This window comes from Kitasatospora sp. NPDC058444, assembly GCF_042721415.1.
Lineage (GTDB): Bacteria > Actinomycetota > Actinomycetes > Streptomycetales > Streptomycetaceae > Kitasatospora.
Window position 1 is genome coordinate 56,080 of the sequence record NZ_JBHXLL010000007.1, and the last position, 13,833, is coordinate 69,912.

A 13,833-nucleotide genomic window follows, 5' to 3' on the forward strand; every position below is an offset into this window, starting at 1 on the left:
GCCGGCGCCGGCGATCCGGAAGTCGATGCCGGTGGGGTTCCCGAAGGGATGGCGGCCCGTCGCGGCGAAGCACACCAGCATGCCCCACACGAACACGTCGGTGGCCGTGGTGGTCTCACCCCGGGTGAGCTGCTCGGGGGCCATCCAGCCGGGGGTCCCGGTGGTCACGCGGGTCGCGGTGACGGAGGTGGCGTCGAGGTGGTGGGCGATGCCGAAGTCCAGGACGCGCGGGCCGTCCGCGGCGAGGATGACATTGCTGGGCTTGAGGTCCCGGTGGGCGACCCCGGCCCAGTGGATGCAGGCGAGCGCGTGGGCGGTTGCGGCGGCGAACGTCGTCAGGGCGACACCCGTCAGCGGCCCGTGCCGCCGGGCATGCTGGTGCAGGGTGTTGCCGGGCACGTACGGCGTGGCGAGCCACGGCTGCCCGGTGTCGGGGTCGGCGTCCACCAGCGGCACCAGGTACGGGCCCGTGACCTTCCGCAGGACGGCGACCTCCCGGGCGAAGCGCCGGCGGTGCACCGGGTCCTGCGCGTGGTCGGCGTGGAGGACCTTCACCGCGAGCGGCTGCCCCGTTCCGGGGTGAAGGCATTGACATCCTCTGCGCCCTAAAGGACGGAGATTCCCGCCTGCCTGCCGGTGGTCACCGGGTGGGGCTTCGAGTGGGTTCCTGTTTCTTCGCGCTGTGCCGGGACGAGTCCCGGTCTTACCCGCGCTCCGCAGGCTGATACCGCCAGTCCGGCGGCCTTGGCGACGTTGACCGCCGCGTTGATGTCCCGGTCCAGAACGGTCCCGCAGGCTCCACATGTCCACTCGCGGACGTTGAGAGGCTTGGGGCCGTCCTGGACGCCGCAGGCCGAGCAGACCTGAGACGTGGGCTCGAACCGTCCGATGCGGTGGAACACGCGCCCGTACAGAGCGGCCTTGTACTCCAGCATCGCGGTGAATGCCGACCATCCGGCGTCGTGTACGGACTTGGCCATGCGAGTGCGGGCGAGGCCCTTGACCGCAAGGTCTTCCACTGCAACCGCTTGGTTCTCGCGGATCAGCTTGGTGGAGAGCTGGTGGTGGAACTCGCGTCGCGCATCGGCGGTCCGTGCATAGGCGTGGGCAACCTTGATCTGGGCCTTCGCCCGGTTCGCTGATCCCTTCGCCTTCCGGCTCAGGTTCCGCTGCGCCTTCTTGAGCCTCTTCTCCGCCCGGCGAAGGAAGCGCGGGCTTTCGATCTTCGTGCCGTCGGACAGGATTGCGAAGTGGGTCAGGCCCAGGTCGATGCCGACCACGCTGTCCGTATCCGGCAGCGTCTCGGGGTCGGTCTCGACCACGAACGAGGCGAAGTAGCGGCCCGCACTGTCCTTGACCACGGTCACCGTGGACGGGGTCAAAGGCAGGGAACGGGACCACTTCACGGCCACGTCACCGACCTTGGGAAGCCGGAGCTTTCCCCCGGTTGTGATCTTCCACCCGGCGTTCGCGGTGAAGCGGATCGCCTGACGGGTGTCCCTCTTGGATTTGAAGCGGGGGGCGCCCATGCGCGGGCGCTTGCCCTTGAGGCCGTCGAAGAAGTTCCGGTAGGCGGTGTCCAGGTCCCGGAGGGACTGCTGCAACACGACCGATGACACCTCGGCGAGCCATGCCCGCTCGGGGGTCTTCTTCGCGGCGGTGAGCTGCTTGGACAGCTCACCCGACGCAACGAACGGCAGCCCGGCGGCGCGGGCGGTCTCACGGACGCGGAGCGCGTCGTTGAAGACAACCCGAGCACACCCGAACGCCCTCGCCAACGCCATGCGCTGACCGGCGCTCGGGTACACGCGGAAGCTGTACCGAAGCTGCATGTCAATCACTACACCCTTTGGTTTATGTCACCACGATGGAACCCTAATCCCAATGTCCGCACCGGGCGTCACGTCGTCTACAACTTGCATGTCCACTTGGTTTTGTCACGAAGTACCGACGCAAGGCAATGACCGACGCCATGCTGACGCGATGCGAAGAGATCATGCGGGAGGTATACGCCGACTTCGAGGCCGAGCTGAAGCAGTTCAACGGCGAGGACGACCACGTGCACCTCCTGGTGCACTATCCGCCGAAGGTCCAGCTCTCCAAGCTGGTCAACTCCCTCAAGGGCGTCTCGGCCCGGCTGCTGCGCAAGGAGTACGACACGCACGTGCGCCGGTACCTGTGGGGCGGACACTTCTGGTCCGGCTCCTACTTCGCCGGGAGCCGCGGCGGCGCACCGCTGACCGTGGTCAAGCAGTACATCGAGAACCAGAAGCGGCCCGTCTAATCGTTACCCCGAGGCACAGCGAACTCCGGCGCTCCGCGCCTCCGGGCCAAGGACGGCCTTCACCCCCGCCCTGAAGGGCGGAGCACTGGCCAAGATCAGAGATAGAAGACGGTGCCCATACCGCCCGCGCCGATGAGTCGCAGCGGGCGGTATGGGCCTATGAGGTCGGGGAGTGGCACAGCGCGAATTCTCGCGCACGGCCGGGGCGTTCCGCCCGGTGATCCCGCGAAACCCGTGAGCCCGGGCCCCCGGAGGCCCATCGCGGGTCGGCGCCGCGCAGCCCCCGCGGGCGGCTCCGGGGCGAGCGAATCGTTCAAGACCACGCCCCAACTCCCCGCCCACACTGGCCCCATGACACCGAGCGACACCTTCACCCCCGCCGCCGGACGCTTCGCCCTCGGCCTGTACGACCCCCTCGTCTCCCTCACCCGCGAACGCCTGTGGCGCAGCCTGCTGGCCATGCACGCCGCCCCCCGCCCCGGTGACGTCATCGTGGACGTCGGCTGCGGCACCGGCTCCTTCGCCGTCCTCCTGCACCGCGCCGAACCGCAGGCCACCGTCATCGGCATCGACCCCGACCCGGCCGTGCTGCGCCTGGCCCGCCGCAAGGCCGCCGAGGCCGGCGCCACCCCCGACTTCCGCACCGGCATGGGCGACGCGGTGGCCGACGTCGTCGGCGACCAGGCGGCCGACACCGTCGTCTCCAGCCTCGTCCTCCACCAGTGCCCCCTCCCGATGAAGCGGGCCATCCTCGCCGCCATGCACCGCACGCTGCGCCCCGGCGGCAAACTGGTGATCGCCGACTACGGGCGGCAACGCACACCGGCCATGCGCCTGGCCTTCCGGATCGTCCAGTTCGCCGACGGGAAGCAGGACACCCAGCCCAACGCCGACGGCATCCTGCCCCGCCTGATCACCGAGGCCGGCTTCGAGGGCGTGCGCGAGACGGAGACCGTCGCGACGGTGACCGGCTCGATGTCCCTCTACACCGCGCGCCGCCCCGCCTGAGCGGCGCGGGACCCGGCCCCGCGCAGGCCCCCGGATCCGCGCAGGCCCCCGGCTCCGCGCAGCGCGGGCGAGACCTGCGCGGGCGTCAGCCCCGTCAACTCCCGCATCCACCGGGTGAAATGGGCCTGGTCGGCGAATCCGCCCGCGAACGCCGCCTGCGCCGGCGAGCACCCTTCGCCGAGCGCCAGCGCCGCCCGGGACAGCCGCTGCCAGCTGCGCCAGCGCGCCAGCGGAACCCCCAACTGCCGCTGCGCCAGGGCCCGCAGGCGCTGCGGGGACAGCCCGACGCGCGCGGCGAGCCCCTCCAGCGGCTGCTGGTCGTCGGCCAGTGCCGCCATCGCGGCGCGCAGCCTCGGGTCCAGCCCGGTGGCGGGCAGGCCGCCGTGCGGCCGTACGTCCCGCTCGGTCAGGCCGTGCCACTGCGGGGCCACGGTGACCCCCTGCGCGCCGTCCGCGCGCAGCCGGTCGGCGAAGGCACAGTGCGGGTCGACGTAGAAGACCAGCACCTCCCGGACCGGGGCCATCCGGTGGCGCACCATCGGCGGCACCACGATCGCCGGCCCGCGGTGGCGCCTCCCGGCGTCGTCGTCGACGGCCACCGTGCGGGCGGCGGGCGCGAGGGCGACCTGGAAGGCGGCGTGGCGGTGGAAGGCGCTGTCGGCGAGCGGCCCCCGGTACAGGGCGTATCCGGGGCCGACGGTGAAGCGCGGCTGTCCGGCCCCGGCCCCGGCCCCGGCCCCGGCCGCGGCCCCGGTCACCTCCACCGGTCCGCCTCCCGGACCTGTCCGGCCAGGCGGGCGGTGGCGTACGGCACGGCGGCCAGGCCGAGCAGGGCCAGCACGATCCAGAACGGGGCCGCCACCGCGCTCGGCCGGCCGGTGACCATCCGCCGCCCGCCGTCCTCCAGCCAGACCCGGACCTCGTGGCCGTCCGGGTAGGGCTCGTCGACCGGGCGCTCCTCGCTGAACTCCTGTCCGTCCACGGTCCAACGGTAGGTGCAGCCGTACGTCCTGGCGCCCAGGCCGCCGCCCTCCACCGGCTGCCGGCCGGTCACCCGGCAGTGCGTGACCACCGCCCCGACGCTGCGCGGCTCGTGCACCCGCACCTGGACGGTGTGGACGGCCTGGGCCGTCGCGAACACCGTCCCCCAGACCGCCGCCGACAGCAGCACCGCCCACGCGCGGACCGCCGCGTCCCCACCGGCGCCGCGCGCCCGCCGGCCCGGGTGGTCCGCCCGTCGCCCCGCCCCTCGGCCCGGCCGGACCGAGGCGGCCGCGCCCACCGCCAGGGCGGCGGCGCACAGCCACAGCGGCCCCGCGCCCACCGGCCGGTCCAGCGACCACGCCCACACCACCGGCACTCCGGCGACGGCCGGCGCCGCGAGCGCCGGCACGGCCGGCCACGCCCGCCGGCGGCCGAAATCCTCCCTCGCCACGGCGCCTCCCCCTTTCCTCTCCCGGCTCCTCCCGTCCCTTGCCCGTTCTTGACGCCGCCCCGCCCGGGCGGGCAGGTCTTCGTGCGGAGCGGTGACGGGACCGCGACATCGTCACGGGACCGGACGGAAAGGGGCCCGTGTTCGAATCGATGTGTCGACACGGCGTCATCGCCGCAGGACAGCGCCCCATTGCGGTTCGATCACGGTGTGTCCGATTCGTCGAACATTGGGGGAAAGTGTGGCGGTTAACAGTTTTGGCAGCGGTGTCGGCGGCCTCTCATAATTCCTGCCGACACGCGTGACGGAATCCCGGAGAACCCGCTGGGGGAGTGGCGTCCGAGAGGGGCCCCGCGCGTGAGATTCCGCATTCTTCCTGGGGGGATTCCCTTGTCCGAGCCCGAGAACGAGGGTGTCGCCGCCGGACCGCCGGCACCGGCCGCCGCCGCGGCAGGCGTCGAGGTGGGCGCCGCCGCGCCCGTGCCGCCGCAGGCCCCGCGCCGGCTGCCGCGCGCCGTCGGTGTCGCGCTGGCCACCGCCGGCCTGCTCGCCGTCACCGCCGCCAGCGCCGCGGTGACCGTCGCCGTCGGCAAGCCCGCCGCCCGCCCGGCCGCCCCCGCCCCGTCGAAGGCGGCCGCGAGCGCGAGTGCCTCGGCGAGCGCCTCCGCGAGCGCCTCCGTGAGCGCGACGCCGTCGGCCGCGCCCGTCCCGGTGCCCACCGCCGTCCCGGCCGAGCCCGCGCCCGCCAGTACCGTCAAGGGCACGGTCAAGAACGGTCTGCACGAGGGCGACCTGCGCTACTTCCTGCTCCCCATCCCGGCCGGCGGCGAGTCCTACGGCCCCGCGGACGGGATGACCATGACCAACGACGACGTCTCCGCGCTCTTCGGCAAGCAGGACGGCATCATGGACATCCTCGGCTCGTACGGCTACAAGGGCGGCGCGTCCCGGACGTACCGGACCGCCGACGGCAAGGCCGAAGTCACCGTCACCCTGCTGAAGTTGGGATCCGCCTCGGCGGCGCGCGACTTCGTCAAGGGCTTCAAGGTCGAGTCGCTGGACCCGTTCGACATCGACGGCGACCCGGGCGGCCACGGCTACCTCCAGGCCCCCAAGCACCAGGCGTACACCGGCTCGATGAGCGGCATCTCCAGCCAGGGCGAGATCCAGTACACGATCGACGTCGACGTGAAGGGGACGCCCGACAAGGCGCTGCTGAACGACCTGATGAAGCGCCAGCGCGAGTGGCTCACCACCGGCGGCTGAGCCCGGCTCCCCGCCCGTACGACGCCACCCCTTCCTCTTCCTCCTCCTCTGGAGCCACTTCCGTGACCACCGAACCCGCGGAGCCGGCGCCCGCCGTGCCCGCCGCGTCCGCGGCCGCCGTTCCGCCGCCGCCCGCCGCGCCTCCGGCCGCCCCTCCCGTCGTGCCGCAGGATGGCGAACTCGCCGTCCCCGCCGAGCCGTTCGCGACCGCGACCGCCGCCGCGACCGCCGCCGAGGCCGCCCCGCGCGCCCCGCGCCGCCCCCGCCCCGTGCTGCTGGGCGCCTGCGCCCTGGTGCTGGGCGCCCTGGCCGGCGGTGGCGTCGGCTACGCCGTGCAGGCCCAGCGCCCGCCCACGCCGCTGCCGCCGCTCCAGGTCGCCCGCCCGTCCTACCCGGCCGACACGGTCGACCCGGCCGCCCTGGCCGCCGAACAGCCCAAGCCGCTGGCCATCGACGGCGACCTGACCAAGCTACTCATCACCGCGCCCGAGGGCAGCGCCTCCTGGGCGGACTTCCCGGACAAGCCGAGCTGGATCTCGATCGGCGAACTCGCCGAGGAGAACGGCGACGCGGTCGGCACCTTCAAGGAGCTCGCCGCCAACGGCTTCCGCCGCGCGGCCGAGGTCGCCTGGAAGAAGGACGACGTCCGCTACCGCGTCACGCTGACCCAGTACACCGCCGACCACGCGGACCAGGTCCGCTCCGTCACCTGGCCGGCGTTCGCCGACGGCGCCGCCGGCGGCTACAGGGTGGACGCCGCGCCGCGCCACTGGGCCGACACCAACGAGCAGTACTACCTCGGCGAGGCCGTCGCCAAGCGCGGCCCGCTGGAGATGAAGGTCGAGGTCTTTGGCCCCCAGCCGGTGAACCCCGACACCCTCAAGGACCTCGCCAAGCGTCAGTGGGAGCGGCTCGTATGAACGACGACACCCTGACCACCGCCGCCGCCCCGGGTACGCCCGAGCCGGTGAACGCCGCGCCCGCCGCCCCGCCCGTCGACGCCGCCCCGCCCGTCGACCCTGCCGCGCCCGCCGGGCCCGCCGGGCCGAGTCCCGCCTCCCGACGCCTGCTGCGCGCGGGCGCCGCGACCGCCGCGGCCGCGCTGGTCGGCGTGGTCATCGGCATCGGCATCATCAAGACCCAGTACGACGACCCCGCGCCGGCCACCGCCGCCGCCCCGTCCACCGGTCCCACCCCCACCGCGACCGCCACGCCGTACGGTGCCAAGTCCAACGGCAGCCACTTCGGCTCGCTGCGCGACCTGCTGCTGCCCGTCCCGGCCGGCTACGAGCTCGGCCCGGACGACAGCGGCTACGGCAACGACACCGAGCTGAGCGGCGAGCAGCTGGCCGCCGAGCTGGACGCCGACCTCCAGCAGCTCCCCAAGGAGAAGCGCGACAAGATGCGCGCCTACTGGGAGAGCATGCACGTCAAGGCCACCGGCGTGCGCACCTACCGGGCCGCCGGGGACGACCTGGTGGTCGGCCTGAAGCTGCGCCAGTTCAACCAGCAGGAAGTGCAGCGGATCAACGAGTACACCGCGGTCTTCACCGGCGACACCGGCCTGTTCCGGATCGGCCCGGCCATCCCGGGCCACCCCGAGGCCCACTGCTACCTGATGCCGGCGCCGCCGTCCGCGCCGATCGACTACCTGGAGTGCTCGGCCGCCGAGGGCGACCTCCTGGTGATCATGAGCGCCGAGGGCGCGGCACCGCTGCCCAAGGACAAGATCGTCGCCCTCTTCACCCTCCAGCTCGACCGCCTCGCCCGCCCCGGAGCGTCCGTATGACCGACCACGCCACGCCGCCGCCCGTGCCCGAGGCCGCGCCCGGGAACGCGCCCGAGGCCGATCCGCTCCTGGCGGCGCTCGCCGCGCCCGTCTCCGACCCCGCGGCCCCCGCCGCCGCCTTCGTGGACCCCGCCGTCCTCGCGGAGCAGGAGGCCCGCCGCACCCTGCGCCGCAAGGCCGCGGTGCGCTGGGGCAGCGCCGCCCTGGTGTTCGCCCTCGCCGGCACCGGCACCGCCCTGGCGGTCACCGCGCCGGAGCGCACCGACCTTCCGGGCCTGGCCACCGCGAGCGACGGCCGCTACACCTTCGCGCCGCTGACCCTGCCGCCGCTGCCGGCCGGCAAGAGCGCCCCGGACGACAAGGGCAAGTCCCTGCACCACGCGGACCTGCGCCACCTGCTGCTGCCCGCCCCCAAGGAGGCCGGCGGCTCGCTGACCCCGCCCGTCTTCCCTGCCCCCACCACCGGCCCGGCGCCCTCGGGATCGCCCACCGCCTCGGGGTCCCCGTCCGCCTCCCCGGCGCCCTCGGCCTCCGCCGGCGCGCCCGCCCAGGGCTCCGAGTCCGGCCGGTGGGTGCCCTGTGACGCGCTCGCCGAGGACCAGCAGGACCCGGCCAAGATGCGCGTCCTGATGCTGGAGGAGGCCTGCCGCGCGGCCACCGTCCGGGAGTGGACCGCCTCCGACGGCACCCGCACCCAGATCCGGCTGCTGCGCTTCGGCTCCGTCCGGGAGTCCTGGAGCGCGTTCGCCGACCTGCGCGCCAAGGGCCGCCCCAAGGCCGCCGCCGACAGCAAGAGCACCCCCCACGACGACTGGGACACCCCTGACGGCATGAGCCTCACCACCGTGGAAGCCACCACGGCCGGCCCCAAGGGCGCCCCCACCGCCCGCGTCGCCTACCTCTCCGCCGCCGACGTCCTCGCCGTCGTCACCATGACCAACCCCGCCGGCGTGCCCACCGCGCCCTTCCGGCAGGTCGTCACCCTCCAGGCGGACCTGCTGGCCTGACGGCAGCTCAGCAGCCGGGCCGGTTCCCCTCGGGGAGCCGGCCCGGCCGTCTTCCCGCGTGCCTCCTCCTCCGTGCGGTCTGGGACAGGATCGGGATATTTCCCGCACCGACCCGTGAACGTCCCCCCTCTACGGTGATCACACAGCACCTCGGAGACCGCACCCACCGAACGACAGCAGGAGAAACCGCATGCGTACGCGCCGCCTCGTCCTCACCGCCGCCGCCGTCGCGGCGATCGCCGCCACCGCCACGGCCTGCGGACCGGACAACAGCGACGCGAGCCCCGCTCCCGCCGTCACCGGCCCCGCGGCCACCGGCCCCGCCGCCACCGCCGCCGCGCCCACCACGGCCGCCCCGGCCGGGAGTTCGCCGACGAAGGCCGCCACCCCCAAGGCCCCCGCCGCCGCCCCGTCCGCCTCCGCCACCCCCGCCGACAAGAGCGGCTACGGCCAGGCCTGCGGCGCCAACGACCTGGTCTTCTCCGCGAAGGCCGAAAGCCAGGGCGGCGGCTACATCCTGATCAGCGCCAAGGCCAAGCAGGGCATCACCTGCACGCTCCCCGGCACCCACCCCGTCATCGCGTTCGGCTCCGGCGGCATCGAGGCCGCGCCCTTCGAGCACGGCGCCGGAGAGCCGATCACCCTGAGCGGCGCCAAGACCGCCTACGCGGGCATCATGGCCAAGACCACCAAGGGCAACCAGGCCGTCGAGTTCACCGACGCCATCATCGGCATCGGCAACCCCGACCCGAACCCGGTGAGCGTCCCCGTCGGCACCACCCCGGTCGACAAGCCGGTCGTCACCAACTGGCACACCCTGCCCAAGGACGCCGTTCCCGTGAGCTGACTGATCGTCATGTCACGGGTGGTGAAAGCCTGATGTCAGCGCGATGCCGGAGCCGCCGGTGTGCTGACGGAACGGTGACGGCAGGCTCCGGCACCTTCGAGAGGTCCCGCCCACCTCTTCCAAGGAGCGCCCATGACGATCACCCTCCGCCCGGGAAGCACCGTGATGTTCACCGGCGACTCGATCACCGACTGCCGACGCCGCACTCGCGGCGGCCTGGCTGCGCCTGGTCGCCTGACCGGGCCGGGCGGCACGCCTCCGAGCCGCTCGCTCGGAGGCCCGCCGTCACGCCAACACCCTTGCCGCCACCGGGCGGTGGTCGCTCGGCGTGGCGGGCAGGGTCCAGGTGGCGGTGGCGGTGAGGCCGCGGGTGAGCACGTGGTCGATGCGGACCAGGGGGAGCGCGGCGGGCCAGCTGAACCCGAATCCGCCGCGGGCCGGAGCGAGACGGCTGGTGAGCGGGGCGAGGGCGCGGTCCCCGGCGGCGGTGTTGAGATCGCCCAACAGCACGACCCGGCGCAGCGGTTCGTCGTCCAGGGCCCGGGCGAGGGCGGAGATGTCGCGGTCGCGGTGGGCGGTGGCGAAGCCGGTGACGGTCGCCCGCACCGAGGCGAGGTGGGCGACGTACACCGCCAACGGCCCGCCCGGGGCCTGGACTTCGGCCCGCAGGGAGCGGTTCCAGCCGGGATCGATGACCAGCCGCCGGGACTCCGTCACCGGGTAGCGGCTCCACAGGGCGACGGTGCCGGTACGGGCGCGGTGGGGCAGCGCCTTGTCGAGGACCCCCTGGTAGGCGGGCAGGGCCGCGTCGGTGACCTCCTCCAGCGCGACCAGGTCCGGGTTCGCGGCGAGCAGCGCCCGCGCGGTGCCGGCCGGGTCCCGATTGGCGGCGTTCACGTTGTGGGTGACCACCGTCAGGCCCGGCCCGCCGGCCCCGCCCGCCGGCGCCCCGCCGCCGTGCAGCAGCAGCGGCCCGAACACCACCGCCCACACCACGGCCAGCACCCCGCCCGCGCAGGCCGCCGCCGGTGCCCGGCGCAGCGCCGCGCACAGCAGGACGGCCACCGCCACCAGGGCGCTCCACGGCAGGGCGCTCTCCCACAGGCTGCCCAGGCCCAGCCCCAGGTCCGGCACCAGCCGGTGGCCGCCGAGGGCGAGGGCGGTGAGCAGCCCGAGCACGGCGGGCACGCGCCCGCGCCGCCACCGGGGCGCGGGCCGTCGGCGGGGCGGGCGGGCGGCCTTGTCGGACACGTCGCCAGGCACGTCGCCGGGCGTTCCGGGAAGGACCGGAGCGGTCATGTCGTCCCCCCTCACCCTGCGGCGTCCGGCAGCGGAGCCGGGCAGGTCCCGCCGGGCCGGGTGAGCAGTTCGAAGTGCCAGATCTCGTTGTTGTACACCTGGCACAGCCCGTACCGGGCGCCGTGCTGGATCAGCCAGTAGTCGGCGTTGGTCGGGCCGACGTCCACCGCCTTGCCGGTGACGTGCGCGGACTTCTCCGGCGTGTTGACGAACTTGCGGGCCTGCTCCACGCTCCCGTACCTGTTCACCGCCCGGTCCAGCAGCCGCTGCTGGTAGGCCTTGCTGCGCCAGCCGGAGGTGACGGTCATCTCGATGCCCTGGGCCCGGGCGTCGCCGGCCGCCCGCTGAAGGGCCTCGAGCAGCGGCTTGTCCAGGTTGCCGACGGCCGGAGAACCGGTGTCGGCGGGGGTCAGCGTCCGGCCGTCGGGTATCTCCCCGTCCGCCTCGCCGCCGGCCCCCGCCGCCACCGGGACGGGCTGCGCGGTGACGGTGGCCGCGAGGGTGCGCAGCACGGCCTCGGTGCCGGGCGGGTCGGTGGCGCACGCCCCGGCCAGGGCCAGCACCGCCGCCGCCGAGGCGCCCGCGGCCAGCCGCCGCCGTCCGCTGCGCGCCGCCGTCCCCGCCGTCGTCCCTGCCGTCCCCGTCGTCGCCGGTCCCGTCGGGGTGTCCGTCGTGTCCATTCCTGCCTCCGGTGTCGCTCGTCCGTTGCCGGACCATTGGAGAAGGCACGGTGTTGCGAGGACGTCTGCGCAGGCCGATACGTTTTCGATAGGCCCCATCGGGTCCAATGGGTACGAACAGCGAACACAGCGGACACAGCGGCGAGAGGGAGAACGGCACGTGCGGGTCCTGGTGGTGGAGGACGAGATCTACCTCGCGGAGGCGGTCCAGGCCGGGCTGCGGCTGGAGGCGATCGCCTGCGACATCGTCACCGACGGCGACGCGGCGCTGGAGCGCCTGGCCGTCCACAGCTACGACGTCGTCGTCCTCGACCGCGACATCCCCGGCACCCACGGCGACGACGTCTGCCGCAGCATCGTCTCGCGCGGCCTCGGCTGCCGGGTGCTGATGCTCACCGCCGCCGCCCGCCTGAACGAGAAGGTCGCCGGCTTCGAACTCGGCGCCGACGACTACCTCACCAAGCCCTTCGACCTCGCCGAACTCGTCGTACGGCTGCGCTCCCTGGCCCGCCGCCCCGCCCAGGCCACCCCGCCCGTCCTGGAGTACGCCGGACTGCGCCTGGACCCCTTCCGCCGCGAGGTCTACCGGGACGGCCGCTACGTGGGCCTGTCCCGCAAGCAGTTCGCCGTCCTGGAGGTCCTGATGACCGCGCGCGGCGGCGTCATCAGCGCCGAGGACCTGCTGGAACGCGCCTGGGACGAGAACGCCGACCCCTTCACCAACGCCGTCCGCATCACCATCTCCGGCCTGCGCAAACGCCTCGGCGACCCGTGGGTGATCCAGACCGTACCGGGGGTGGGCTACCGCCTGACCGACCCCTCCGCCGACCCCGGCGAGGACGGCGGCCCGCGATGAGCAAGCCCCGACGCACGGGAGAGCGCCGCACGGGAGAGCGCCGCCCGGGAAGCCGCCCGCGCCGCCTCACCGCCCGGATGCGCCTGACCCTCAGCTACACCCTCTTCGCCGTCACCGCCGGCGTCCTGTGCCTCGCCGTCGTCTACGTCGGCATGCGCTACGTCCCCAACTACCCCCTCACCTCCTCCAACCCGCGCTACCGCTCCGACGCCCCCTCCCGCCAGGAGATCCTCCACTCCCTGCTCAGGGCCAGCGGCTACGCCCTGGCCCTGCTGACCGCCGTCGGCCTGGCCGGCGGCTGGCTGATCGCCGGCCGGGTGCTGCGCCCGCTGCAGGACATCACCCGCGCCGCGCACCGCGCCGCGAGCGGGGCACTGGAACACCGCATCGCCCTCACCGGGCCGCGCGACGAGTTCACCGACCTCTCCGACGCCTTCGACGAGATGCTGGCCCGCCTCCAGCGCTCCTTCGAGGCCCAGCAGCGCTTCGCCGCCAACGCCTCCCACGAACTGCGCACCCCGCTGGCGATCACCCGCACCATGCTCCAGGTCGCCGCCGCCGACCCGGCCGGCCAGGACTGGGGCCGCCTCGTCACCCGCCTCCAGGACACCAACCAGCGCGGCATCGAGATCAGCGAGGCCCTGCTCCAGCTCGCCGACCTCGGCCACGCCCCGCCCGACCTCGCCCCCACCGACCTCGCCACCGCCACGGGCGAGGCACTGGCCGCCGTCCGCGACGAGGCCGAGGACCTCGGCGTCACCCTCACCGCCGACCTGCACGCCGCCCCGACCACCGGCAACCCCGTCCTGCTGCGCCAGGCGGCCGTCAACCTGCTGCACAACGCGCTGCGGCACAACCTGCCGGCCGGCGCCGACGGGCGGGTCACCGTCACCACCGGGGCCGACCCCGAGCGGCCCGGCCGGGTGCGCCTCACCGTCACCAACACCGGCCCGCAGCTGACCGAGGAGGCCGTGGCCACCTTCACCGAACCGTTCCTGCGCGGGCGCGGCCGCACCGCCGCGACCGACCCGTCCCGCCGCGGCCACGGCCTGGGCCTGGCCATCGTCGCCGCCGTCACCGACGCCCACCACGGCGAACTCCACCTCGCCCCCGACCCGGCCGGCGGCCTGCGGGCGACCCTCACCCTCCCCGGCCCGGCCGAGGACCAGGCGAACTGACCGGGAAGGCCCGCCGGGGCCCGCCCGGCCGCTCCGGAGCGCCGCCCGCGACGATCCGATCGGGCCCCGGTCGAAGGCCCGTGAGGAACCCGCCCCACCGGCCCGCCCGGGCCCTCCCGCCCACCGCGCCGGCCCTCTTGCCCGGCCACCCCGCCCGTTCGGGGCCGCCTGCCCGCCCCGCCTTGCC

At 74.4% G+C, this 13,833-nt stretch carries 13 protein-coding genes and 2 pseudogenes; 9 read left to right on the forward strand and 6 right to left on the reverse strand.

Annotation, left to right across the window (positions count from 1 at the left end):
- Positions 1–90 precede the first annotated feature (90 nt).
- Positions 91–555, reverse strand: a pseudogene (locus ACFWP2_RS10680) (protein kinase); the annotation flags it as partial.
- A 50-nt stretch (positions 556–605) separates the two neighbouring features.
- The gene (locus ACFWP2_RS10685; protein WP_380449998.1) at positions 606–1,832 is read right to left on the reverse strand and encodes an RNA-guided endonuclease InsQ/TnpB family protein; all 1,227 of its coding nucleotides are present in this window, start codon (positions 1,830–1,832) and stop codon (positions 606–608) included.
- A 24-nt stretch (positions 1,833–1,856) separates the two neighbouring features.
- On the opposite strand from ACFWP2_RS10685, the pseudogene tnpA reads away from it, so the two are divergent.
- Both tnpA and ACFWP2_RS10695 read left to right on the forward strand, forming a co-directional pair.
- Positions 1,857–2,284, forward strand: a pseudogene (tnpA, locus tag ACFWP2_RS10690) (IS200/IS605 family transposase).
- A 351-nt stretch (positions 2,285–2,635) separates the two neighbouring features.
- Positions 2,636–3,292 (forward strand): class I SAM-dependent methyltransferase, encoded by a 657-nt coding sequence (locus ACFWP2_RS10695; protein WP_380449999.1) that lies wholly within the window; start codon positions 2,636–2,638, stop codon positions 3,290–3,292.
- Here ACFWP2_RS10695 and ACFWP2_RS10700 read toward each other — a convergent pair.
- Together ACFWP2_RS10700 and ACFWP2_RS10705 are read right to left on the reverse strand one after the other, a co-directional pair.
- Positions 3,268–4,056 carry a helix-turn-helix domain-containing protein gene (locus tag ACFWP2_RS10700; RefSeq protein ID WP_380450000.1) on the reverse strand — a complete coding sequence of 263 codons (789 nt, stop codon included), beginning with the start codon at positions 4,054–4,056 and terminating at the stop codon, positions 3,268–3,270. The genes ACFWP2_RS10695 and ACFWP2_RS10700 overlap by 25 nt on opposite strands.
- Positions 4,047–4,727: a hypothetical protein gene (locus ACFWP2_RS10705; RefSeq protein ID WP_380450001.1), complete on the reverse strand. Its 681-nt coding sequence runs from the start codon at positions 4,725–4,727 to the stop codon at positions 4,047–4,049. Before ACFWP2_RS10705 ends, ACFWP2_RS10700 begins: the two co-directional genes overlap by 10 nt.
- A 387-nt stretch (positions 4,728–5,114) precedes the next feature.
- Between ACFWP2_RS10705 and ACFWP2_RS10710 the strand changes: the two genes are divergently transcribed.
- From ACFWP2_RS10710 to ACFWP2_RS10730, 5 genes are all read left to right on the forward strand, one after another.
- Positions 5,115–5,990 (forward strand): hypothetical protein, encoded by an 876-nt coding sequence (locus ACFWP2_RS10710; protein ID WP_380450002.1) that lies wholly within the window; start codon positions 5,115–5,117, stop codon positions 5,988–5,990.
- A gap of 62 nt (positions 5,991–6,052) precedes the next feature.
- Positions 6,053–6,910, forward strand: coding sequence for a hypothetical protein (locus ACFWP2_RS10715; RefSeq protein WP_380450003.1), 858 nt, complete (start codon positions 6,053–6,055; stop codon positions 6,908–6,910).
- On the forward strand, positions 6,907–7,779 hold the full coding sequence (locus ACFWP2_RS10720; protein WP_380450004.1) for a hypothetical protein: 873 nt from the start codon (positions 6,907–6,909) through the stop codon (positions 7,777–7,779). The genes ACFWP2_RS10715 and ACFWP2_RS10720 overlap by 4 nt, the downstream gene beginning before the upstream one ends.
- Positions 7,776–8,786 carry a hypothetical protein gene (locus ACFWP2_RS10725; protein WP_380450005.1) on the forward strand — a complete coding sequence of 337 codons (1,011 nt, stop codon included), beginning with the start codon at positions 7,776–7,778 and terminating at the stop codon, positions 8,784–8,786. The genes ACFWP2_RS10720 and ACFWP2_RS10725 overlap by 4 nt, the downstream gene beginning before the upstream one ends.
- Positions 8,787–8,976: 190 nt before the next feature.
- Positions 8,977–9,633 (forward strand): DUF4232 domain-containing protein, encoded by a 657-nt coding sequence (locus tag ACFWP2_RS10730; protein WP_380450006.1) that lies wholly within the window; start codon positions 8,977–8,979, stop codon positions 9,631–9,633.
- A 285-nt stretch (positions 9,634–9,918) separates the two neighbouring features.
- On the opposite strand, the gene ACFWP2_RS10735 is transcribed toward ACFWP2_RS10730, so the two are convergent.
- Both ACFWP2_RS10735 and ACFWP2_RS10740 read right to left on the reverse strand, forming a co-directional pair.
- Positions 9,919–10,932, reverse strand: a complete 1,014-nt coding sequence (locus tag ACFWP2_RS10735; protein WP_380450007.1) for an endonuclease/exonuclease/phosphatase family protein — start codon at positions 10,930–10,932, stop codon at positions 9,919–9,921.
- Positions 10,933–10,943: 11 nt separating this feature from the next.
- Positions 10,944–11,612: a M15 family metallopeptidase gene (locus ACFWP2_RS10740; protein ID WP_380450008.1), complete on the reverse strand. Its 669-nt coding sequence runs from the start codon at positions 11,610–11,612 to the stop codon at positions 10,944–10,946.
- 160 nt (positions 11,613–11,772) lie between these two features.
- Here ACFWP2_RS10740 and ACFWP2_RS10745 point away from each other — a divergent pair, with 160 nt between their 5' ends.
- Positions 11,773–12,468: a response regulator transcription factor gene (locus ACFWP2_RS10745; protein ID WP_380450009.1), complete on the forward strand. Its 696-nt coding sequence runs from the start codon at positions 11,773–11,775 to the stop codon at positions 12,466–12,468.
- Positions 12,465–13,646 carry a sensor histidine kinase gene (locus ACFWP2_RS10750; protein ID WP_380450010.1) on the forward strand — a complete coding sequence of 394 codons (1,182 nt, stop codon included), beginning with the start codon at positions 12,465–12,467 and terminating at the stop codon, positions 13,644–13,646. Before ACFWP2_RS10745 ends, ACFWP2_RS10750 begins: the two co-directional genes overlap by 4 nt.
- The last annotated feature ends 187 nt before the right edge of the window (positions 13,647–13,833 follow it).

What these genes read in the sequence shown, in the direction of transcription:
- ACFWP2_RS10735 (WP_380450007.1), bottom strand. Translation starts at nt 10,932, where the DNA reads ATGACCGCTCCGGTCCTTCCCGGAACGCCCGGCGACGTGCCTGGCGAC.
- ACFWP2_RS10720 (WP_380450004.1), top strand. Translation starts at nt 6,907, where the DNA reads ATGAACGACGACACCCTGACCACCGCCGCCGCCCCGGGTACGCCCGAG.
- ACFWP2_RS10685 (WP_380449998.1), bottom strand. Translation starts at nt 1,832, where the DNA reads ATGCAGCTTCGGTACAGCTTCCGCGTGTACCCGAGCGCCGGTCAGCGC.
- ACFWP2_RS10695 (WP_380449999.1), top strand. Translation starts at nt 2,636, where the DNA reads ATGACACCGAGCGACACCTTCACCCCCGCCGCCGGACGCTTCGCCCTC.
- ACFWP2_RS10740 (WP_380450008.1), bottom strand. Translation starts at nt 11,612, where the DNA reads ATGGACACGACGGACACCCCGACGGGACCGGCGACGACGGGGACGGCA.
- ACFWP2_RS10725 (WP_380450005.1), top strand. Translation starts at nt 7,776, where the DNA reads ATGACCGACCACGCCACGCCGCCGCCCGTGCCCGAGGCCGCGCCCGGG.
- ACFWP2_RS10730 (WP_380450006.1), top strand. Translation starts at nt 8,977, where the DNA reads ATGCGTACGCGCCGCCTCGTCCTCACCGCCGCCGCCGTCGCGGCGATC.
- ACFWP2_RS10750 (WP_380450010.1), top strand. Translation starts at nt 12,465, where the DNA reads ATGAGCAAGCCCCGACGCACGGGAGAGCGCCGCACGGGAGAGCGCCGC.